At 61.6% G+C, this 22,591-nt stretch carries 15 protein-coding genes; 5 read left to right on the forward strand and 10 right to left on the reverse strand.

Annotated elements, in window-relative coordinates:
- Positions 1-95 precede the first annotated feature (95 nt).
- The 4 genes from ACXMYO_RS07225 to ACXMYO_RS07240 form a co-directional block, all read right to left on the reverse strand.
- Positions 96-2,378, reverse strand: a complete 2,283-nt coding sequence (locus ACXMYO_RS07225; protein ID WP_457808254.1) for a DUF1266 domain-containing protein — start codon at positions 2,376-2,378, stop codon at positions 96-98.
- Between the two features lie 65 nt (positions 2,379-2,443).
- Positions 2,444-3,736, reverse strand: a complete 1,293-nt coding sequence (locus ACXMYO_RS07230; protein WP_438767813.1) for an acyltransferase family protein — start codon at positions 3,734-3,736, stop codon at positions 2,444-2,446.
- Positions 3,737-3,947: 211 nt separating this feature from the next.
- Positions 3,948-6,092 carry a catalase HPII gene (katE, locus tag ACXMYO_RS07235; RefSeq protein WP_438767814.1) on the reverse strand — a complete coding sequence of 715 codons (2,145 nt, stop codon included), beginning with the start codon at positions 6,090-6,092 and terminating at the stop codon, positions 3,948-3,950.
- A gap of 561 nt (positions 6,093-6,653) precedes the next feature.
- Complete coding sequence (locus ACXMYO_RS07240) at positions 6,654-6,911, reverse strand: GlsB/YeaQ/YmgE family stress response membrane protein (RefSeq protein ID WP_438767815.1); 258 nt, start codon at positions 6,909-6,911, stop codon at positions 6,654-6,656.
- A 198-nt stretch (positions 6,912-7,109) separates the two neighbouring features.
- Between ACXMYO_RS07240 and ACXMYO_RS07245 the strand changes: the two genes are divergently transcribed.
- Together ACXMYO_RS07245 and ACXMYO_RS07250 are read left to right on the forward strand one after the other, a co-directional pair.
- Positions 7,110-8,510 carry a YcjX family protein gene (locus ACXMYO_RS07245; RefSeq protein ID WP_438767816.1) on the forward strand — a complete coding sequence of 467 codons (1,401 nt, stop codon included), beginning with the start codon at positions 7,110-7,112 and terminating at the stop codon, positions 8,508-8,510.
- Positions 8,507-9,610 (forward strand): YcjF family protein, encoded by a 1,104-nt coding sequence (locus ACXMYO_RS07250; protein ID WP_457808255.1) that lies wholly within the window; start codon positions 8,507-8,509, stop codon positions 9,608-9,610. The genes ACXMYO_RS07245 and ACXMYO_RS07250 overlap by 4 nt, the downstream gene beginning before the upstream one ends.
- A gap of 53 nt (positions 9,611-9,663) precedes the next feature.
- Here the strand turns inward: ACXMYO_RS07250 and ACXMYO_RS07255 are convergent, their stop codons facing one another.
- The 6 genes from ACXMYO_RS07255 to nagA form a co-directional block, all read right to left on the reverse strand.
- A complete protein-coding gene (locus ACXMYO_RS07255) occupies positions 9,664-10,461 on the reverse strand; it encodes a Cof-type HAD-IIB family hydrolase (RefSeq protein ID WP_438767819.1) in 798 nt (265 codons plus the stop codon).
- A gap of 40 nt (positions 10,462-10,501) precedes the next feature.
- Positions 10,502-11,413, reverse strand: a complete 912-nt coding sequence (locus tag ACXMYO_RS07260; protein ID WP_457808256.1) for a BadF/BadG/BcrA/BcrD ATPase family protein — start codon at positions 11,411-11,413, stop codon at positions 10,502-10,504.
- Positions 11,403-13,112: an N-acetylglucosamine-specific PTS transporter subunit IIBC gene (gene nagE, locus ACXMYO_RS07265; protein WP_457808257.1), complete on the reverse strand. Its 1,710-nt coding sequence runs from the start codon at positions 13,110-13,112 to the stop codon at positions 11,403-11,405. The genes ACXMYO_RS07260 and nagE overlap by 11 nt, the downstream gene beginning before the upstream one ends.
- Positions 13,102-15,750: a phosphoenolpyruvate--protein phosphotransferase gene (gene ptsP, locus ACXMYO_RS07270; RefSeq protein WP_457808258.1), complete on the reverse strand. Its 2,649-nt coding sequence runs from the start codon at positions 15,748-15,750 to the stop codon at positions 13,102-13,104. The genes nagE and ptsP overlap by 11 nt, the downstream gene beginning before the upstream one ends.
- A 66-nt stretch (positions 15,751-15,816) precedes the next feature.
- Positions 15,817-16,836: an SIS domain-containing protein gene (locus ACXMYO_RS07275; RefSeq protein WP_457808259.1), complete on the reverse strand. Its 1,020-nt coding sequence runs from the start codon at positions 16,834-16,836 to the stop codon at positions 15,817-15,819.
- Positions 16,837-16,886: 50 nt separating this feature from the next.
- Positions 16,887-17,987: an N-acetylglucosamine-6-phosphate deacetylase gene (nagA, locus tag ACXMYO_RS07280; RefSeq protein WP_457808260.1), complete on the reverse strand. Its 1,101-nt coding sequence runs from the start codon at positions 17,985-17,987 to the stop codon at positions 16,887-16,889.
- A 537-nt stretch (positions 17,988-18,524) separates the two neighbouring features.
- Here nagA and ACXMYO_RS07285 point away from each other — a divergent pair.
- From ACXMYO_RS07285 to ACXMYO_RS07295, 3 genes are all read left to right on the forward strand, one after another.
- Positions 18,525-20,483, forward strand: coding sequence for an exoribonuclease II (locus tag ACXMYO_RS07285; protein ID WP_438767829.1), 1,959 nt, complete (start codon positions 18,525-18,527; stop codon positions 20,481-20,483).
- A 187-nt stretch (positions 20,484-20,670) separates the two neighbouring features.
- Positions 20,671-21,810: a glycosyltransferase family 4 protein gene (locus ACXMYO_RS07290; RefSeq protein WP_457808261.1), complete on the forward strand. Its 1,140-nt coding sequence runs from the start codon at positions 20,671-20,673 to the stop codon at positions 21,808-21,810.
- Entirely contained in the window at positions 21,803-22,576 is a 774-nt protein-coding gene (locus tag ACXMYO_RS07295) for a DUF2334 domain-containing protein (RefSeq protein WP_457808262.1), read from the forward strand. The genes ACXMYO_RS07290 and ACXMYO_RS07295 overlap by 8 nt, the downstream gene beginning before the upstream one ends.
- Positions 22,577-22,591 lie beyond the last annotated feature (15 nt).

Below are 22,591 nucleotides of genomic sequence, written 5' to 3' on the forward strand. Positions count from 1 at the left end.
TAAAAATTAATCAAACCACCTTCGCTATGACCAAAGTATTAATCGAAATTCATGCAAAGGTAACAAAACAACACTGGTGATTACTAATTACTGTGCTAGTGCAGGATGCGAGCGTCGCCCGGAAGCGTGTCGGCATGAAGCGGCGGCCATCGCCGTGGCTGCGCACCCGGGAAATCAAGGCTGGCCCAGCTGCCGGCCAGTGGCGGCAGACCCGTCTGCCAGGCCGTCATGGCCTGATTGAATTCCGCCAGAAAATGATCACGCTCGGGGGTGTCGACCATGAAAAAGCTATAGCCTGCCAGCATTCCCTTGCCGTAGGCCCACCAGTCGCTGTAGTGGCGTGAGGCCAGCGCCAGCGCCTGATCGAGGTAGTGGTGAAGCTTTTCCGCACTCAGCCAGCCCAGCTGCCGCCCGGCAGCGGCAAGATCCACCACCTGGGCGATATCCCATGCCGCCATGTCGATGTCATTACACTGATGGTCGTTTTTCAAAACGCGACGCAGTCTTTCCAGATGAACCCTTTCATCCTCACTGCAGTTGGCAGACTCCAGCACGGCAATTTCCTGACGCAGCCGACGCTGATTCAGCGTGTAAGGCCCGTAGTTGATCAAATACTCCTGTCGGTCCCCGGCCTCGACCAGAAAATCGAGAAAGCGAATCAGTGGCGCGGTGCCAGTGAGTCCGTAGTGGCTATCCAGCCATTCCCGGATCTCGGTGGCCTGTACGCCATACTGTCTTTCAGGCTCGCCCCACAGCGCAGCGTTGAGTGGCCCTGATAGCGCAAGCGCCGTAAAGCGCGACAGCGAGGGGCGCGTGCCCGGCTCCCTCTGAAAGCCGCCGGGGGCTGTTAGCCAGTGAAAGGGGCTACCGGGATCGTTGCGATGCCACTCGATATCCTCGACCAGCGACTCCTGCGTACTGTCTTCGGGCAGGGTCTGCTCCCAGCGCACCCAGGCCTCCAGCAGGGCATCCACGCTGAGATAGTGACGATCCAGCATGGCGGCAAGCCGCGTATGACAGCGCGCCAGCAGCTCGGTGTCGCCATATTCAGCGCTTTCAAACATCTGGAGATGAAAGGCATATTTTTCAGCCATGATGATCGTGGCAGAAACCGACGCGCAGCCTGCCAGCTGCTGACGATAGGCCAGTAGCTCGGAAGACGGCGTGCCAAAGGGGGTCGAAGCCTCCGGCAGCCTGCCATGCAGCGCATCGGAGGCCAGCTGATTAAGATGATGCACCTGCCCCGGCATCCAGAAGCGTGACAGCCCAGCCACGCCCTCCTCCGGTCGCCAGTCCAGAATGTCGTCGAGATATTCCCGACTCAGCCGGCGCTGCTCATCGCTTGCACCGGGCGCCATGTACTGGCGATACAGCAGATCCGACTCCCTGACGGAGGCCACTGCCAGCGCCCAGTGACGTGCACTGCTGCGAAGGCCGCGAATCATCGCCCGGGAGCGTTCACGAAGGTCGTCATCAAGCAGCTGATGCAGCGGTCGCTGCCAGGGGCTGTCAGGCGCTTCAAGCAGCAGTTGCCAGTCGACCGTGAAGTTCTCCATCAGATCGAGCCCTTCATGCAGACTGCGCCCACGCTGCCAGGCCAGCGCCACCTCATGCCAGCTTTGATACCGACGCGTCAGAAGATCCACACCGTGTGCGGCAAAGCCTCTGGCCTCGTCCTGATCAAGCCAGCCCATGGCCATGCCGGCCCAGGCCAGATCGACCAGACGCAGCCAGTCCCATGCCGCCACATCCCGTGGATGCTCCTGAACCACCAGCGCCTCGAGCGTGGCGGCGTAGGTCGCCTGCGGCGCCATGCGGGCATGCCACTGCAGTCGCTGCGCCGGGGTCATGGTTTCAAATCGAAGGTAATCGAGTTCCCAGCCGTGACGATGGCCCTGCCCTGCCAGCCACAGCAGCATGCGGATGAGCTCATCACGCTCGTGAACGGACCAGACCTCGCGCAGAAAATGAGCGGTACGTTCGCGCTCCAGGCCGGCCGCTTCCAGACTGTCGATCATGACGGGGGCAAAGGGGGCGCGAGCACGCCAGATCGCGCTGTCACCCTGATCGGGCCAGGGCGGCTGCGAGGTCTCTCCCTGAAGCCAGGTCAGCCACTGTGACAGGGTCTGTTCATCCAGCCACTGCGCGTTGAACGCCAGCACCAGCATGGTGACGGCCTCGTCACGTTGCGCCTGGTCAAGGCGCCCTACCATCTGCCACCCCAGAGCACCGGGCTCCTCGATGTCCATGCTGCGAAGTCGGGCAAGGGCACGGGGAACGCTCATGGCACGCTCGGGCGGCACCTCACGATGCCAGCCATGGCTGGCCAGACGCTGGGCGCACCAGATCTGCAGGCTCTCTTTCAAAAAATACCTCATGGAACAGATGTTCGGTCACGCCATTGCGGGGGCGGTCGTCATTGTACCTGAACCGCCCCCTTGTCTCAGCGGGGTTCGCGCGGGTCGGCCATTCGCTCGGCATGTGTCTTTTGGCGCGCAGGGGCCGAGGGCAGCATCCAGCTTAGAATCCAGCGGCGAATACGTACGACAAACTGCTCCTGAAAGAGAACGCAAAGAATCACGGTCATCAGCAGATAAACCGGATAAAGCCATATGGAGATCTCACCGGCCGCCGCCAGACACAGGCGCAGATTGTCAGCACACAGGGACGGCTCGCCCTTCAGAATCTGCTCGCTTCGAGTGAAGATGACATAAAGCGGCACATGCAGGGCAAACATGGGCAGCGATGCCCCGCCAAGACGTCCGGCAAATTTGGTCAGTCGCTCGCTGCCGGGCGTGGGAATGTGCACGCACAGATAGATCAGTGCCATTTCAGCAGTCAGCAGCAACCCGTTGTGCAAGAGGTAGTACCAGGCTCTGCCCTGCTCGAGCAGCCAGGTGGCGACCAGACAGCACACTGCGATATAGAGCGCCAGCAAGAGCTTGCCGCGCAGCTCAAGTAGCCTGCCGGCCTTTTTTTGCTGCATGTAAAAGGCGCACAGCAAAATGCCGGCAATGAATTCGGGCAGTCGAATGATCGGATTACGATGCAAAATTCCCGTTTCCGGCATATCAAAAGGCGTGAAAGCGATCACGATCAGCGGCGGCACCAGATAGATCAGGTTGGTCATCAAAATGGCCAGCCGCGTTCTTTTGATCTTCATCAGCCGGGGCGCGATGAAGGGAAAGGTCAGATAGAAGAAAAACAGCGCCGAGATCGACCAGGACGGCGGATTGAACGTCAGATAGTAGGGGTTCCATGCGTGCAGCATGAACACATTGAGCACCACATTGAACCAGAGCTCCACGTCACCCATGGTGTGGCGCAGCGCCTCGGGGTTGACGATACCGGTGTCGTTGTTGACGTCATAGAGCACAAAGCGAAGCGAGGTGCCGGCATCCTGGGCTGTCAGGGCCAGATAGCCAACGCCTGCCGATACCGCCATGGCCAGCAGACAGGAGCCGATATGGATCGGATACAGATTGGCAAACCGCTTGGTCAAAAAGCTTTTGGCCGGCTCGCGCATCTCGCGCTGGTCGTTGAGATACACATGCGCCAGCAAAAAGCCCGACAGGATAAAAAAGGTACTGGTCGAGAAAAACCCCAGATCCGTGACATAGCCCGACCAGCTTCTGATGGACGGGTAGTTATGCAGGGTATGAAAGATGACGATGTAGAGACCGAGAAAGAATCTCAGCCACTCAAGTCCGATAAATCGCTCTTTGGAAGAGGCCATGATATCCACTCAAAGCACTGACGTAAGCGGGGCAAATCCGCCATGCCTTTTGGCAGATGACTGACAGATGCCGGTTTGGCAAGCAACATACGCAGCTCGCACGCGAACGTCCACTCCGGATGGTCATAATATGTTAATACGGCCCATGATATGAAAAACCCCGGCATGGCCGGGGTTTTCAGTCATGACACTGTCTGTTTCAGCAGCAGTATCAGGCCGGCTGAGTGTTGGCCTCCGGATTACGGCTCCACACTCGATGCTGACCCAGTGCCTTTTTAAAGTCGTCAAAGATGGCATCGACACTATCACCGGTCAGCACGCCTTCATCCATCTTGATGTTGGCGGCCTCAAGAAGATCCTTGCCCTCGCCTACGGCGCCGATCACCTTCAGGTGCTTCCAGGCTTCCTGCGGATAGTAGCGACCCTGACCGCTGGCCTTGAGCGTTTCAATGCTCTGCGCGCCGCCGGCAATCAGTACCGCATCCATGGTGACCGACGGCAGACCGTTGAGCATGGCATCCGGCGTAATGGTATTGCCGTTGCTGGCTTTTACCGGCGCCATGGTCGGCGCAATGATCATGCCCTGCGCGCCTTCGGCCTTGAGCTTCGACTGCAGCGCCGTGACCTGGTCAAGATCCACCCCGTCGGCAACCAGAATGGCCACCTTGCGGTATTTGATATTACCGGGCAGACGCGCCATCAGACTCAGCGAGGGCGACTCGGTCAGCGTGCTCTTGCCCAGCTCTTCTGCCGAAGCCGGCTTTTCTGTCGGTGCCTCGATGCCGTGAATCTCACCGACACGACGGGCCAGGTCCAGATCGATGTTGGGCAGGATCTGCTGGATCACGCGCTCACGAATCCACGGGCGTTCGACCTTGGACAGCTCGAAGGCATAGGCCTGAACGATGTGCTCCTTTTCCACATCCGTCTGGCTGTTCCAGAACAGCGTGGCCTGCGAGTAGTGATCGGCAAAAGAGGCACTACGAGCGCGAACCTTGTGGGCATCCACGCGCTCGTTAACCGATTCGAACCCACCGTTTTCCGCCGCCGGTGGCGTTTCACGCGGCCAGCCGTCGTCAATCGAGTTGGGCTCGTAGGAAGCCTGACCCTTGTTGATCGTCATGCGATGGAAGCTGTCACGCTGATTGTTATGCACCGGCGTAACCGGACGGTTGATCGGGATCTCCTTGAAGTTCGGCCCGCCCAGGCGAAGCATCTGGGTATCGAGATAGGAGAACAGACGACCCTGCAGCAGCGGATCGTTGGTAAAGTCGATCCCCGGCACGATGTGTCCCGGATTAAACGCGACCTGCTCGGTCTCGGCGAAGTAGTTGTCCGGGTTACGGTTGAGCGTCAGCTTGCCCAACGGTGTGACCGGCACGATCTCTTCGGGAATCAGTTTGGTCGCGTCCAGAATGTCGAAGTCGAACTTGTGCTCGTCTTCTTCCTCGATGATCTGGGCGCACAGTTCCCACTCAAGATAGTCACCGTTGCTGATATCGGTGGCCATCTCGCGACGGTTGAAGTCCGGATCACGGCCCCACAGCAGCTGCGCCTCGTCCCAGATAAAGGAGTAGGTGCCTGCCAGCGGCTTCCAGTGAAACTTCACAAAGCGCGACTTGCCCTGCTTGTCGACCAGTCGGAAAGTATGAATCCCGAAACCTTCCATGGAACGATAGCTGCGCGGAAAAGCGCGATCGGACATGGTCCACAGCACCATGGCCGCCGACTCCGGCATCAGGGAAACAAAATCCCAGAAGGTATCGTGCGCCGACTGACCCTGCGGAATCTCGTTGTGCGGCTCGGGCTTTACAGCGTGCACGAAGTCGGGAAACTTGATGGCGTCCTGGATGAAAAAGATTGGCATGTCGTTGCCAACCAGATCCCAGTTGCCCTCTTCGGTATAAAACTTGGTGGCGAAGCCACGCACGTCACGCACGGTATCGTTGGAGCCGCGCGAGCCCTGCACGGTGGAAAAGCGTACAAAGGTCGGCGTCTGCTTGCCGGCCTTGAATACCGCTGCCTTTGAATACTGCTCGGCTTCCGGGTAGGCCTCGAACACACCGTGCGCGGCGGCGCCGCGGGCATGCACGATACGCTCAGGGATACGCTCATGGTCAAAGTGGTTCATCTTCTCGCGGAAGATGAAGTCTTCCATCAGCGTCGGACCACGCTCACCTGCCTTCAGGGAGTTGTGGTTGTCGGCAATGCGTACGCCGTTATTGGTACGCAGGTCATGGCCTTCAGCATCGTTGCGAAACTGCTCAAGGCTTTCATTCTTGCTTTGATCACTGGTCTTGAAATCAGTGTCGTGCGGACCGTCATTGTTAGACGCGCTATAGGGATTATTTGCCACGGTATCTTCTCCTTATCAAATTCGGCAGTGAATCGCTGCCGGCCTGCCTGTCCATCGGCGGCGCCTCACAAAAACGCCCGACTACCTGTGATCAGCTTGTCAGGAAACTGACCATTCCATTATTCGTGACGTCTTGCGGCCCTTAAGCGTAGATAAATTTTGCCCTCTGAAAAAAACAATTACCGGTCATGTTGTCAGAACTTATCCTGTGAAAGCTTTTGGCCCGAAATTCGATACCTGCGCCCTTTCAAATCCATGAGCATCTGATGTAACCGTCATCTCTCCACCCTGCTGACAGCTTCAAGGCAGGCCGCAAGTCGGATTTAACATAATTGATGGCGGCCAGGGGAATCTGGCATCAAGGGTGGGTCGAATTGATCGATATTGACCGGCGAACGGTTCGAGGCGATCAGAAGCGCATCTGATGAAAAAGCTCACATAATGGCGTCAGCGATGGCGGATCATGCTGGTTCAACGCGGGATTTTTGACACGGACAACGACCACACAAACAACGACGCCCGGCATGGCCGGGCGTCGCAGGGAGGATTAACGGGGCAGGTTCAGACCTTGCCGTTACCCTTGCCCTTGATCAGGGACACCAGCCACAGCAGGATCACTGAGCCGATAACCGCCACCACCAGTGATCCAATGATGTTGTTGGAACCGATACCCAGCATGCTGAAGATGGCACCACCCAGTACGGCACCCACGATACCCACGATAATATTGCCCAGGATACCGAAGCCGCCACCGCGCATGATCTTGCCGGCAATCCAGCCAGCCAGACCGCCAATGATCAGCCAAAGAATAATGCTCATGGTCTTCTCCCTGATAACCACCTTGCTTGAATGTTATGCCCTTGCCCCGGCCGGGGAGGCTGCATGCAACGTACAGCGCTGAATAGACTATAGACGTTGTGTGCCATGTTACCAATCACATTGCTTTCAGGCGCTATAACATGCAATTCGCTACAATCGAGACCCACCATTTAATAATGATCGTGAACAAGGACAACCATGCCGCTATCGCTGCCCGGTTATGCCGGTGACTGGCTCGAACGCAGCCTTGATCGGCAGGTGCGCCTGGCGGTCACGGGCCTGTCGCGCGCCGGCAAGACCGCCTTTTTGACCTCGCTGGTCAATCAGCTGCGCCATGCAGGTCTTGATGCACGCCTGGACATGATGAGCTGCGCCCGCGAAGGCAGACTGCTGGGCGCCCAGCGCCAGAGTCAGCCGGACCTGTCCGTGCCCCGCTTTCCCTATGACCAGGCCCTGGCGTCGCTCGAGGGCACGCCGCCCGACTGGCCCTCGCCAACCCGGGGCATCAGCGAGCTTCGCCTGCTGATCCGCTACAAAAGCCGTACCAACAGCCGTCATTTTCTGGGCGAGCAGCGCACCCTGACGCTGGATCTGATCGACTATCCCGGCGAGTGGCTGCTGGATCTGCCCATGCTGCGCCAGAGCTATCAGCAGTGGTGTGAAGCCCTTGGCACCCAATTGACCGGGCGCCGGCGCCGCTTTGCCGAAGCCTTTTTGGCGCAGGTCAGCACGCTCGACCCGGCAGCCACTGCCGACGAGCAGCAGCTGGCCGATATCAGCGCCGAATATGCCCGTTCGCTCAACAGCGCCCGCAATGAAGGCGGCTACACCTGGGTGCAACCGGGGCGTTTTCTGCTGCCCGGCGAGCTGGATGGCGCCCCGGTCCTGCAGTTCTTTCCGTGGCCGCTGGAACAGCTCGGCGACCCGGCGCGGCTTGCCGAGCTTCCCCCCGACAGCAACTATCAAACATTGGCCCGACGCTTTGAGCACTACAAGCGCACGGTCATCGGCCCCTTCTACCGCCAGCACTTTCGCCGTTTTGACCGCCAGATCGTGCTGGTGGATGTCCTCTCGGCGCTCAATGCCGGACCCGACGTTTTTGACGATCTGCGCCGCGCCATCGCCACATTGATGCAAAGCTTTGACTACGGCAGCCGCAGCCTGATGTCACGTCTGTTCAATCCGCGCATCGACCGGCTGGCCATTGCCGCCACCAAGGCCGACCACGTCACCCCCGAGCAGCATGACAACCTGCTGTCACTGGTTGAGGCGCTGATGGCCGAACCGCTGCGGGATCTGCGCTACGCCGACGTGCCGGTCAAGTCACTGTCGCTGGCCGCCATCCGTGCCACGCAGGCCCGTACGGTCGAACACGACGGCAAGCGTCATCCGGCGCTCAAGGGCACGACCGAGTCAGGCGAAGAAGTTCTGATGTTTCCGGGTGAAGTGCCGCCGCGCCTGCCGGATGCCGATTTCTGGCAGCGTCAGGGATTTGATTTTACAGCCTTCAAGCCGGCGACTCAGGCCGCCGGGGAAGCCCTGCCCCACATTCGCATGGACAGTGCGCTGGACTGGCTACTGGGAGACAAGCTGCGATGAACGATCCACGACCCGGCAAACGCTTTGATGTTCGCGATGAGGCCACGACCACGGCCGAGCCCACCTCCGAGGCGCCTGTCTTCGAGCAGCATTTTATACCAGTGGACCCGGCACCCGGCGCGCGCTATCAACTCGACAGCGTGCATCACCCGCTCGAGGAAAATGCGCCGCCCGAGCAGGTCGACAACGCTCTTGATCATGCGCTGGCGAAACCCAAAAAGCGCCGCTGGGGTCTTTTGAGCGTTCTGGCGGGCACGCTGATCATGGGCGGCGTTCAGGCCGTCGAGACCTTCCAGAACGCCTGGTTTGGCGGCGACTGGATCAGCGGCGCCTGGAGCGTTCTGGGGCTGGGTGTGGTGACGCTGGCCGGCACATCACTGACCCGGGAACTCTTTCGGCTCAAACGGCTGCGCCGACACGCGCGTCTGCGAGAAGACATCGATACCCACATCATGGACACGCAGATGGATGGTGATCGCATGCAGGGTCTGTGCAACCGGCTGCGCCAGCAGATGGGGCTGGGAGATCGTGACCCGCACTGGCAGGACTTTCTGAACGCCCGCCAGACCCATCACAACGCTCGCGAAACCCGGGATCTTTTCAACCACTACGTGCTGGCCCCGCGGGATGCCAGCGCCCGCCAGCTGATCACCCGCATGTCGAGCGAAACGGCCCTGCTGGTGGCCATCAGCCCCGTCACGCTGATCGACATGGGACTGATGGCCTGGCGCAACCTGCGCATGATCGACCGTCTGGCCGCGCTATACGGCCTGGAGCTGGGCTATGCCAGTCGCCTGCGCCTGTTTCGCGCCGTACTGGCCAACATGGCCTTTGCCGGCGCCAGCGAGCTGGCCACCGAGGTGAGCATGGATCTTTTGTCGATGAACCTGGCCAGCCGTCTTTCCAGCCGGGCCGGTCAGGGCATGGCCAGCGGCCTTCTGACCGCGCGACTGGGCATCCGCACTCTCAAAATGCTGCGCCCGCTCCCCTTCGAGGATGATCGTGCTCCGAAACTGTCCGACCTGCGCCGCCAGCTCTGGCAGCAGATGAAGCGTGTGGATGATGGCAAGGCCAATAAGGGGAAGGCCGACAACGCTTGAGACCGACCGCCTCAAGCATCATCGATACCCGGCCTTTCGGCCGGGTCATTTTTTTAAAGCGCAAACAGCTCGCGCAGCTTGATGGCAACACCGGCTTCGGTGTGCGCCATGATCAGCTCGGCATTGGGGGCGCGGGTCAAAAGCTCGGGGTGGGCATTGCCCATCGCAAAGGCGCGGCCGGCGTTTTGCAGCATATCCGTGTCATTGAGGTTGTCACCAAAGGTGACAGTGCGCGATATCGGGATATCAAGCTGTGCCGCCAGACGGTTGAGCATCTGCCCCTTGGAGGCCTCCCGGTCCATCACCTCCAGCGAGTTCTCAAGGGAATAGGTGATGTGGGTACGATCCTCGAAGTGGGCGCGAACGCGCGTCTCGATCGCCTTGAGCAGCGAAGGGTCGCCGATAAAGAGCAGCTTGCCGACCTGCTGACCATCCACCCCGGCCATGTCGACCACGTCATAGGTAAAGCCCGTGCTTTCATGAAAGGCCAGAAGTTTCGGCTCGGGGGCATCGATCAGCCAGCGGTCACTGGTATAAAGATTGATGCGCACCTCGCCCGGCACATCCATTTCCAAAAGCGTGCGCACGATATCCGCCGGCACCAGAATTTCGTGAATCAGCTGATCGTCCGGCCCGTGCAGATGCGCCCCGTTGGCCGAGATGATATGGGCATTGACGCCGAGCTGGCGCCGGATTTCGCGAATGTCCTGATAATGACGCCCCGAGGCAATCGCCAGCGAATGGCCCTGACGCTCGAGCGCCTGAAAGGTGTCAACGGTGATGTCATCAAGGCCATGATCGGCGTTGAGCAGCGTTCGATCCAGATCGGTCACGATCAGATGAGGCGTCATGCAATCTCCTGTACGCAGTAAAAGCCATCATGGCAGACGCTCATTGTAGCGCCTGAGCGCTTTGTGATGATGTGCCCGGCTCGCCTGCCAGCCGTAGCGCCCCCTCAACGCTGCTGCCCAGCGGGTCAGCCAGGTGCGGCCTGATGCCTTCCGGCACCCAGGGGTCAAGCGCTCGGGCAAGCCCGCCGCACAGCGCCAGCGCCAGCTGCTCCCCCGAATCCAGCGCGCGATACATGCGCGCGATATCCTCGCCTGCCTGCGTGAGCAGCGACCGCGCGACCGGATGCTCGCTGTGGTTGATGACCACCGGGGCAAGTGCTGCAAACCGGGTCTGATCGGCACCGGAGAGCCAGTGGGTCAACGTGGCCGCACAGCTCACGGGGGTTTGTGACAGACTCGACATCGCCTCGCACAGCGCGCGGGAAAACTCATCCGGCGCGGCGCGCCCATCGAGTGCGTGCTGCGCGTGGCGGCTCGCGCGCAGCCCCAGCCAGCCACCGCTGGCCTCATCGCCCGAGGGGAAGCCGTAGCCGCCCACCCCGACCCGCCGGCCGTTGTCATGCAGTGCCTCGCCGATACTGCCAGTCCCCAGCGCCACGATGGCGCCGGGCTGGCCCCGATGGGCACCGATCAACGTGGTAAAGGCGTCGCTTTCCAGTCTCAGGCCGGCCAGTTTCGGCGCGTTTTCCAAAAAGGCCTCGCGCCATGACGCCTGGTTGACGCCGGCAAGCCCCAGTGCCAGCCGGCACTGCGTGGTGGGCAGCACTGTCCCCAGCATCCGCTGCGCCTTCTCCAGGGCCTCAAGAATCGTTTGCCAGGCGCGCGCCACCCCCAGACCAAGCCCTGACGGGCCGGCCGTGACTTCGACACAGCGGCCCCGCCACTGCGCCCGCAGACGGGTGCCGCTGCCGCCGCCGTCGACGCCCACCAGAAGGGTGTCATCAGCGGTCATCGCGCTGAATCTCCGTTTGCAGCTGCTGTGCCACGATCCAGGCCTGCTCGCCCAGCACCAGATGCAGACAGTGCTCATCAAGGCGCTGCACGCCAGCGGCGCCCAGCGATGACAGCGCGCCATGATCAAGGCGCGAGGAGGCTTTAACTTCAAGGCGCACGCGCGACAGTGCCACCAGCTCACTGCGTCGCAGGTTGTCCACGCCGCCGAGCGCCTCCAGCCAGCGCGACAGCTCGGCATCCTTCAGGCCACTCTGAGACGATCTGTCCTGCTCGGCAGATGGCGCCATGGCCTGCGCGATATCGGGGGTTTCCACTGTCCTGCCACGCTCACGCAGGGCAGTGCGAATGTCTTCTGCCACGCCATCGGCAATCGGCCCCATGACGACCTGCAGATGCCCACCATTGAGTTTAAGGACACCGCGAGCGCCCAGACCCTTGAGTGCGGCTTCGTCGATCTGCTCGGCCTTTTTGACCACCAGCCGCAGCCGCGTCGTACAGGCGCCCACCGAGGTCAGATTGTCACTACCTCCAAGCGCCGTGACAAAGGCCGGGCCGCGCGCCGGCATCTCGCCGTCGTCGGAAGCGACCGGCGCCGGTGCCGCATCATCACGCCCCGGCGTTTTCAGATCAAAGCGGACAATGGCCCAGCGAAAAATCATGTAGTACAACGCGGCATACAACAATCCGACCGGAATCAGCAGCCAGCCGCGGCTGGAGAGTCCATAGGAGAGCAGGTAGTCGAACAGGCCGGCAGAGAAGGTAAAACCGAGTTTCACATCCAGCCAGCTCATCAGCGCCATCGACACCCCGGTCAGCAGGGCGTGCACGGCGTAGAGCACCGGCGCCAGAAAGATGAAGGTGAATTCCAGCGGCTCGGTAATACCGGTCAGAAAGGCGGTCAGTGCCAGCGAAAAGAGCATGCCGCCCACCCGGGCGCGCTGATCCTTCGCGGCGGTGTGGTATATCGCCAGCGCCGCCGCCGGCAGGCCGAACATCATCACCGGGAAAAAGCCTGTCATGAAGCTGCCGGCGTTCGGGTCGCCGGCAAAGAAACGGTGAAGGTCACCGGTGGCGCCTTCATAGCTGCCAAAGACAAACCACACCAGCGAGTTGAGCACGTGATGCAGCCCGGTCACGATCAACAGCCGATTGAGCGTGCCGTAGACAAAAAGGCCCAGCTCACCGGAGTCGATCATCCACTGCCCGCTCTGGTCGATGGCCGTCTGAACCGGCGGCCAGACCCAGCCGAATATCCAGCCCAGCGCCAGCGCGGTCAGACCGGTGACGATCGGAATAAAGCGCCGTCCGGCAAAAAAGGCCAGATAATCGGGCAGCGCGATATTCTTGCAGCGGTTGTACCAGAGTCCGGCCACCACACCGGCAATGATGCCGGCCAGCACCCCCATATTGATGTCGGGATTGAGAGCTTCGAGCACCGCCGTAATGACCAGATAACCGATCGCCCCGGCAAGGCCGGCGGCGCCGTTGCTGTCATCAGCGATGCCCACGGCCACGCCGATGGCAAAGATCAGCGGCAGATTTTCAAAAATGGCGTTACCGGCCTGGGCAATAAAGGCAATGTCCAGCAGGTCAGGCTGGCCCATGCGCAGCAGCAGTCCGGCAATGGGCAGTACCGCAATGGGCAGCATGAGCGAGCGTCCCAGCTGCTGAAGCGCCCCCATGAAATCAAGTCGCATCGCGCGGTACTCCCCTGTCGGTTGTTGTGGCATCCGTGGTTATGGCATCTGTATGGGCGGTCGAGGCGTGTTCCTGTAGCCATTGCGCAAGGCGCGCTCGCAGCGTGACGCTATCGATGGCCTCATCAAGCCATTCGCGCAGCAAGGATGACAGCGCAGCCCGGTCGAGGCGTCGCACACCGGCCTTGACGGCGGCCACGCGTGCCGGCTCCACCGATAGTTCATTCACACCGAGTGCGACCAGCGCCGCCCAGGCCTGCGGATCGCCTGCCGCGGCGCCGCATACCCCGACCGGACACTGATGCATGGCGGCACCCTTCACCGTTATGTCGATCAGGCGCAGTACGGCCGGGTGCAGCACATCGGCGCGCCCGGCCAGATCCGGGTCTTCACGGTCCATGGCCAGGGTGTACTGGGTCAGGTCATTGGTACCGATGGAGAGAAAATCCGCCACACGCGCGATTTGATCGGCGCACAGGGCCGCGGCGGGCACCTCGATCATTGCCCCCAGCCTGGGCCGACCTTCGAGATTCATCTCACGCGCCAGGGTATTGAGCCGCTCACGCACGGCCACAAGCTCGGCAGCCTCGGTGACCATCGGCACCATGATGTGAAGACGCTCCAGCGGTGTCACGGCCAGCAGTGCCCGCAGCTGCGTGTCCAGAAGACTCTGATGGCGCGTCATCAGACGGATGCCGCGCGTGCCCAGTGCCGGGTTGGGCACGGCAGGCAGGGCCAGATAGTCCAGCTGCTTGTCGGCGCCGATATCCAGCGTGCGAATGATGACCGGATGATCCCCCATGGCCTCCATCGCCTGCTGATAGATGCCGCGCTGCATCTCCTGATCCGGGGCCTGTGAGCGCGCCATGAAGAGAAATTCGCTGCGCATCAATCCGATGCCGTCGGCGCCGGCATCAAAGGCGATGCGGGCCTCATCGGCACCGGCGACGTTGGCACAAACCTCGATCAGCACGTCGTCGCGCGTATGGGCAGGCTCATGGGCGACCTGTCGCTCGAGCGCCGCACGCCACCGGGCCTGCTCGATCTGCTCGCGGGCGGTGTCGAGCTGTTCGTCCTCGGGCTGGAAGGTCAGCACCCCTTGCTGTGCATCCAGAATGACCACGGCCCCATCGTGGTGGGCCATGATCTCCAGCACTCGAGACCCCATGGCCGCCAGACAGGGCAGACCGCGCGCGCGCGCCAGCAGCGCCACGTGCGAGGTGGTGCCACCGCCGGCCAGACACAGTCCGGCAGGGGCGATGCGATCCAGCGCCAGAAACTGTGACGGCGTGATCTCCTCCGCCACCACGATAGCACCCGGCGCCATCTCGAAATGGCTCGCCGCTGCAGCGTCCGGCACCAGCAGGGCCAGAAGCCGCGCCTGCAGATCGCGCAGGTCATCGCCGCGCGCGGCCAGCAGCCGGCTCTCACTCTGGCGCAGCTCCTTGATGCGGCCTTCAAGCACCTCGCGCCAGGCAAAGGCAGCGCTGCGCCCGGCCTCGATAAGCGCAAGGCTTTCATTGAGCAGGGCCGGGTCATCCAGCCAAGCCTGATGCGCCTCCAGAATATCGGCCTCTTCGCGCCGCCCTTCGGTGCGTGCCTGTTCAATCTCCGTGATCAGCGTGTCATTGAGCGCGCTGATGGCCGCCTTCAGCTGGCGACCGACAACCTCGGCGCTTTCCGTGCGGTCTTCGCTGACATCAATGCGCGGACGCTCAAGACGCACCAGCGGGCCAACGGCCAGCCCCGGGCTGGCCATCAGTCCGTGGCAGGTGGCGTCATCACCTGCCGGTACGCTCGGCGTGTCCTCAACGGATGGTTCACCGTGCCCCGGATCGTCTTCGCCGGCCTCGGGCGTGCTTAAAAGCGTGACGGCCTCCCTTAGTGCCGCCGCGGCGCTGGAACCACGGGCGATGACGGTCAGAGTATCGCCCTGACGCAGGGAAAGCCCCAGCAGCGCCGTCAAACTGGCCGCATCGGCCTCATGCTCGCCACGCTCGAGCATGAGCGTACAACCGTGCTGTCGGGCAATGCCGCGAAGACGCGCCGCCGGCCGGGCATGCAGCCCCGCCGCCAGCGCCAGCGTGACCTGCTCGCGATACTCATGGTTGCTGCCTTCCGGCGTCGCGTCCGGCGCTGACACTGCAAGCGCCACCAGCGTCATCAACGCCTCGCCACGCTCGATCACCCGACCGGAAGAGGCGGTATCTGACAATTCACAGCGCCATTGATCGTTGCTGGTCACTACCAGCGGCGTCACCAGACTCAGCGCCCGACAGGCCAATAGATCCGCATCGAAATCCCACAGCAGATCGCCACATGTAACGCGATCACCCGGGGCCACGTGCGCAGTAATGCCCTCGCCTTCAAGATCCACGGTATCAAGGCCCAGATGAATCAGAATCTCGCAGCCCTGATCGGTTTTCAGGGTCAGCGCGTGGCGCGTACGCGCCAGATGCACAATCTCGCCGTCACAGGGTGCAAAAAGCTGCGATTCCAGCGGTTCGAGCGCGATACCCGGGCCCATGGTCTGCTGAGCAAAGACGGGGTCGGGCACCTGATCAAGCGGCACCAGCACCGCTTTTAGAGGCGCATGCAGTAGTGTCCGGGCGTGCGTCGGTTCAGCAGTATCGGGCATGAGAAGATCCTGTTGTCGTTGTCATGGCGTCATGGCCGTCCTGTGAGCCATCACCCAGGCGCGTGGTCAGCGCGTCTGGGTGACCTTGTTGAGAAATTCGGGGCGGTCGGGATCATGCCCTGTCGCGACAGAAAGCGCCTCAATCATGAGATAAAAGCTCTGAATGGCACAAAGTGGTGCCAACGCCTCATGCGGGGCAGCAGCGATGGTGAGATCACGTGAGGCCACCGCAGCATCGGCGGCCAGCAGCACCCGCGCACCACGGTCGCGAAAGGTGTCGGCAAGCTCGATCAGCCCTGCCTGCGTATTCCCTTTCGGCGCCAGAATCAGCACCGGATAGTCACGCCCCACCAGCGCCATCGGCCCGTGCTGCACTTCGGCGCCGCTGAAGGCTTCCGCCTGAATGACGCAGGTCTCCTTGAACTTGAGCGCCGCTTCCTGCGCGATGGGCAAACCACTGCCCCGGCCGATAACAAAAAGCCTGTCGACATTACGCAGCGCCTCGACGCCCTCGCCCCACTCATGACGGCAGGCCTGACTCAGCGCTTCAGGCAGCGCCTTGAGTCCTTCAAGCAGGGCATGATCGCGCTGCCAGTGGGCCATCACCGAGGCACTGGCGGAGAGCGTGGCCAGAAAGCTTTTGGTCGCGGCCACGCTTTTTTCTTCGCCGGCCTGTAGATCGATGACGTGGTCGGCCCCAAGGGCCAGCGGTGAATCAGTGGCATTGACCATGGCAAGGCTCAGGGCACCGCCGCTTTTCAGGGCCTGTTGCGCTTCGATCAGATCCGGGCTGCGACCGGACTGTGATACCGCCAGCGACAGCGTATTGTTGAGCTGCCAGGCGGTGTCATCCAGCGTACACAGTGATAGCGGCAGTGACGTACAGGGGCGGCCGGTCATCTGCATCATCAGCCGGGCAAAATAGCCGGCCGCATGATCGGAGCTGCCACGCGCCACGGTCATGGCACCATGTAGTGGCTGCCCACGCAGTTCATCGCCCAGCCGGGCCATGGTGTCGCGATTGACACGCCACTGCTCGGCAATTCGTTGTGGCGCACTCAGCGCCTCATCGCGCATCAATGACATGATGGCTCTCCCGGCTTGCGGTCAGAAAAAAGAACGGACAATCGTTGTGTTCACGTGATGACCGGGGCGCCGGCGGTCCATACCTGCTCGACATCAAGCTGCGGTGAAAGGGCCACGATATCGGCCCGACAGCCTGGTGCCAGTACGCCACGATCACTCAGCCCCAGATAGCGGGCCGGCCACAGCGACAGGCGCTGCGAGGCTTCGGCAAGCGACAGCCCGAGTCCTGTCAGATTGCGCAGCGCCACATCCATGGTCAGGGCGCTGCCGGCCAGTCCCCCATCGGCCAGACGCACGCTGTTGCCCTGCTTGAACACCCGATGCTCGCCCAGGCGGTATTCGCCTTCAGGCATACCGGCGGCGGCCGTGGCATCGGTGACCACATAAAGATGCGGTATGGCGCGGCGGGCGGCAAACAGGGCCCCGGCCTCGACATGCACCAGATCGCCGATCAGCTCGGCAAAATCGCCATGGGCCAGCGCTGCCCCCACAACGCCGGGGGCACGATGATGCAGCCCGCCCATGGCGTTATACAGATGGGTAAACCCTCGAGCACCGGCCGCAAGGGCGTCGACACACTGATCATGGGTGGCAGCGCTGTGTCCGATCTGCACCCGGACACCTCGCGCGGCCAGCGCCTCGATCAGCGCCATGTGCCCGTCGATTTCCGGTGCGATTGTGATAACGCGAATGGGGGCAAGCGCATCAAGCTCGTCAAAGGCTTCAAGCGTCCCGGGTCGGGCATACGGCGGCTGGGCGCCCAGCATGTCCGGACTGATAAAGGGGCCCTCGAGATGGATGCCCAGAATATCGGCAGCCCGTGCAGGCGGCGCGGCCATGACCTGCCCGGCGGCTCGAAAGGCGGTGATCAGCGCCTCACGGGAGGCCGTCATGCTGGTACCCAAAAGGCTGGTGGTGCCGAATCGGGCATGCGTACGAGCAAGCGTTGCCAGCGCATCGCCGCCCTCCATGAGATCGGCACCACCACCGCCATGGACGTGCAGGTCGATAAACCCCGGGAGAATGCGAGGGGCGTCATTGTCCTCGGGATTAACCGGCGTGCCGCTGATACCGGCGACCCGCCCTTGTCTGATGATCAGCTCACCTCTGAACCAGCCTTCGGGGGTCAGTATGTTGCCTTCCAGTGTCATCGCCCGCTTCCCTGTCTTTCCATGCATGGCCTGCGTTGTCAAAAGCGTCGTGGTAGATCCCCTTCACGACCCCTCGACTCGATACGGACGTATCTTCAGCGTTGCACTGTCTTCAGGCAAGGTCTCGTCTCCAGACAGAGCCTTTAGACAGGAGGCATCGATAAGGCCCCATTGATTATCAACGCCATCGGTCGAGCTGTTCACCCCCTTGTAATCCACTCGTCCGCACTGGCCACCCGGCGGGATGCGACGACCATCGAAGAGCATGGTTTGACGCGCTTGATGTCGACACCGATCAGGCCAGTGCCACCACCGGCAATGTCTCTTGCGACAACGCCGCCACGACGCTTTTGACCCTGCTGGGTCGCAAAACGACTCCGGTTGATAAGCTCGTTTTGCTCGACGGTCAGCAGCCCATTGAATGGATACCGGGATAAACTCCGGACCTGCGTCATCCCTTCACCCGAAGGGGTGGCTCTTTCACCCGCTCGTATGAGGCCTTATAGTGGGCCCCCGATTCCCTAACCGATTAACGAGATGCTCTCGAACAACAGCCAGCTCGCCCAGCTCAAGCAAAATATCCGTGAAAAAACGCCCCGTGTGACCGGTGTGATCAAGGCCACCGACAAGGGTTACGGTTTTCTGGAAACCGATGACGGCCAGTCCTTTTTCGTGCCGCCCCCCGCCATGAAGCAGGTCGTACACGGTGATCGTGTCGAAGCCGTGCTCAACGAGGAGAAAGAACGCAAGAGTGTCGAGCCGGAAAGCCTGATCGAAGCCGGACTCGGCCGCTTCATCGGTCGCGTCAAAAAGCGTGACGGGCGTTTGTCTGTCGTTCCGGATCACCCCTCCATCAATACGCCGCTGCGTGCCCGCACGCATCGCAGTATCGAGGAGAGCTCGCTCAACGAAGGCGATTGGGTGGTCACGCATCTGCTGCGTCATCCCCTGCGTGAAAACGATCGCGGCTTTTTCGTTCAGGTCGATGAAATCATCGCCACCAGTGCCCACGCCTCGGTGCCCTGGCGTGTGACGCTGGCGCGTCATGCACTGGAGCAGGCCTCCCCGGAAGCCGGCGACAGCTGGCCGCTGCGCGAGGAAGGCCTGGAGCGCACTGACCTGACCGAGGTGCCCTTCTTTACCATCGACAATGCCACCACCACTGACATGGACGACGCACTCAGCGTCGAGGCGCTCGACGACGGCCGTTTCCGCATGAAAGTGGCCATTGCCGACCCCACGGCTTACGTCGAACGCGGCGATGCCGTCGATCAGGAAGCACGTCAGCGCGCGTTCACTGTCTATCTGCCGGGCCAGAACGTCACCATGCTGCCCGAGCCGCTGGCCGATGATCTTTGTTCGCTCAAACAGGATGAAGATCGCCAGGCGCTGGTCTGCACCCTGGAAGTCGATGCCGAAGGCGTGATCGGCGACTATCACTTTGAGGCCGCCACCGTGCGCTCAAAGGCGCGCCTGAACTATGAGCAGGTCTCCGACTATCTCGAGGCGCTGGAGGCGCAAACAACGCCTTCGTGGACGCCGGATTTTGAAAACGGTGACGCCCAGCTCAAGGCGCTGGCGGGTCTGACCCGGGCGCGCCAGACGTGGCGTCAGCAGCACGCGCTGGTCTTTGCCGACCGCCCCGACTATGTCTTCAAACTCGATGAGACCGGCAACGTGCTGGACATCGTGACCGAAGAGCGTCGGATCGGTCACCGCATGGTGGAAGAGGCCATGATCGCGGCCAATGTCTGCTGCGCCAATCTGCTCAGCGACAACGTCGGCCACGGCATTTTCAACGTCCATCAGGGCATTGCAACCGAGAAGGCCGAGCAGGCGCAGGCGTTTCTCGCCAGCCAGTCGGTCGAGGCCACGCCGGAGCAGTTCAACGATATCGCGTCCTGGCGCGCGCTGCGCCATCAGCTCGACGAGCGCCGCGATGCCTGGCTGGATGCACGTCTTCGCCGCTTTCAGGGCTACAGCGTCATGCAGACCGAGCCCGGGCCGCACTTCGGCATGGGCCTGCCGGCCTACGCCACCTGGACCTCGCCAATCCGCAAATACGGCGACATGATCAACCACCGCCTGATCAAGCAGGTGCTGCGTGGCGACGCCGAGCACGACAAGGCCGTCGAGGTCTCGGTGACCGATCATCTCAGCGAGCGCCGGCGCCTGAACCGCATGGCAGAGCGTGACGTCAAGGACTGGCTCTACGTTCGCTACTTGGCCGATGCCGTCACCAGCGAGACGCCTTTTGAAGGTGAAATCGTCGATATCCGACGGGGTGGCCTGCGGGTTCGCCTACCGGCCAATGGCGCTTCGGCCTTCGTGCCGGCCTCCATGCTGCATACCGACCGCGATGCCGTTGCCATCGATGACAAGGAAGGCATGATCAGCATTGGTGGCGAACTGCGCTATCGTCTGGGCGATGTCGTCAACGTCATCCTGATCGAAGCGCGCGAAGAGACCCGCTCTCTGGTCGCTCGTCCTGCCTGAATCGTCTGTCCGCCCTGCCTGTCAGGGCGGACAGATGCCATTGGCGTCAGGGCTACAGTCTGTTACCCATTACGGCGGCAGTCATCAGATTGACACATTATACTAGGGCGCCTGCTGACAGCCTGCGCCTTCAGGGCGTGGGTTGCTGTTTGATCCAATACGTGCGGTTCGAGGAGGTATCGGCGTAGTGCATATTGCCGACATGACCATGTTTTATGCGCCATCCAGCGGTGGCGTGCGTACCTATCTCGATGCCAAACGCCGTCGCTTGAACGCTACCGCCGATATTCGGCATACGCTGCTGGTGCCGGGAGAGGCCTATACGCACCAGGCGGATGACCACCGCGTCAACGTGCCGGCCGCGCCCCTGCCGTTCAGCAACGGCTATCGCTTTCCACTGACCCGCGGGCCATGGCGTCGTGCGCTGAGCGATGTTCGCCCGGATCTGGTCGAGGCAGGTGATCCTTATACGGTCGGCTGGGCGGCCATTGCCGGTGCCCGCGATCTGGATATCCCTCTTGTGGCCTTTTATCACTCCGATCTGCCAACCATGATCAGCAATCGGCTGGGCAACTGGTCACGACCGGTGATCAACACCTACATCAAAAGGCTTTACGCCCATTATGACCGGGTGCTGGCGCCCAGCAACGTGATGGCGCAGCGCCTTGAAGGGCTCGGCATCCAGCACGTTCGCGTTCAGCCGCTGGGGGTGGATCTGACAACGTTTCATCCTTCCCTGCGCGATAACAGCGTCAAGACCGAGCTGGGGCTGTCCGAGGACACCCGATTGCTGGTCTTTGCCGGACGCGGCTCGCAGGAGAAAAACCTTCATGTCCTGCTGGAGGCGATGCGAAAGCTTGCCGGTCGGGGACAATCGCCCTATCACCTGTTGCTGGTCGGCTCCTCCATGCCGACCCAGGTGCCGGACAACGTGACGGTGATCAACCATTTCTGCCCGACCGCCGAGATCGCGCGCTACTTCGCCAGCAGCGACGCCCTGCTGCATGCCGGCACTCAGGAAACCTTCGGTCTGGTCGTGCTGGAAGCCATGGCCTGTGGTATTCCGGTGGTCGCAACACGCGCCGGGGCACTGGCCGAAAATGTTCCGGAGGGGTGCGGTATGCTGTGCCAGCCGCTGGACAGCGATGACATGATGCAAAGCATTCTTGCGCTGTTTGAAAACGACGCCCGAGCCATGGGTCTGAAAGCGCGCGCGCATGTCGAGCGCCATCACGACTGGAACATTGTGGTGCAGGGTGTCACGCATCACTATCAGGAGCTGCTGGGCATCAGCACAACGGCAAGGGCGAGCGTACAGCATGGCTGACAGGGAATTTGCACTGGTACTGCATGACATTGCGCCTGCCACCTGGCCTGACTATCGCTCTTTTGTCGAGGAGATCGATTGTCTGGGCCAGATCCCCATGACTTGGCTGGTGGTGCCGGATTTTCATCATCGCAGCAATACCTTTGAAGATCCCGGCATGCTGCGTCTTTTGCATCAGCGCATGGCGCGAGGCGATGAGCTGGCGCTGCATGGTTTCTATCACTGTGATGATGCGCCGTCCCCTCGCACCCCGCGCGATTATTTTATGCGCAGACTCTATACCTATGAAGGCGAGTTCTACCCGATCGGTCACGATGAAGCGCTTGAGCGGCTGGAGCGCGGTGCTGAACTCTTTCGCCGTCAGGACTGGCCGCTGGATGGCTTTGTAGCGCCGGCATGGCTTCTGGGCGATGGCGCGCGTCGGGCGCTTGCCACGCAAGGGTTTACCTACACCAGCGACCCCGATCACCTTTATCGGCTGCCGGACTATACGGCCATCAAGGCGCCGTCACTGGTCTGGAGTGCCCGCAGCCGCTGGCGTCGCGGCATGTCATGGGTGGTTAATGAACGGGCGCGGCGGCGTCATCGACATGAACCGTTGATTCGGCTGGGCCTGCATCCGGTGGACATGCGCCACGACATTTCCCGACGCTACTGGATTGATACGATCCGTCGCCTGCTTGATGAAGGGTATCAGCCGACCACCAAGATCAGCTGGCTGCACCGCCAATCAAGCACATCGCCCAATGATATGGCAACGTCGTGACGTCGAACGAATGGG

It is taken from the genome of Kushneria sp. EE4 (assembly GCF_977968315.1).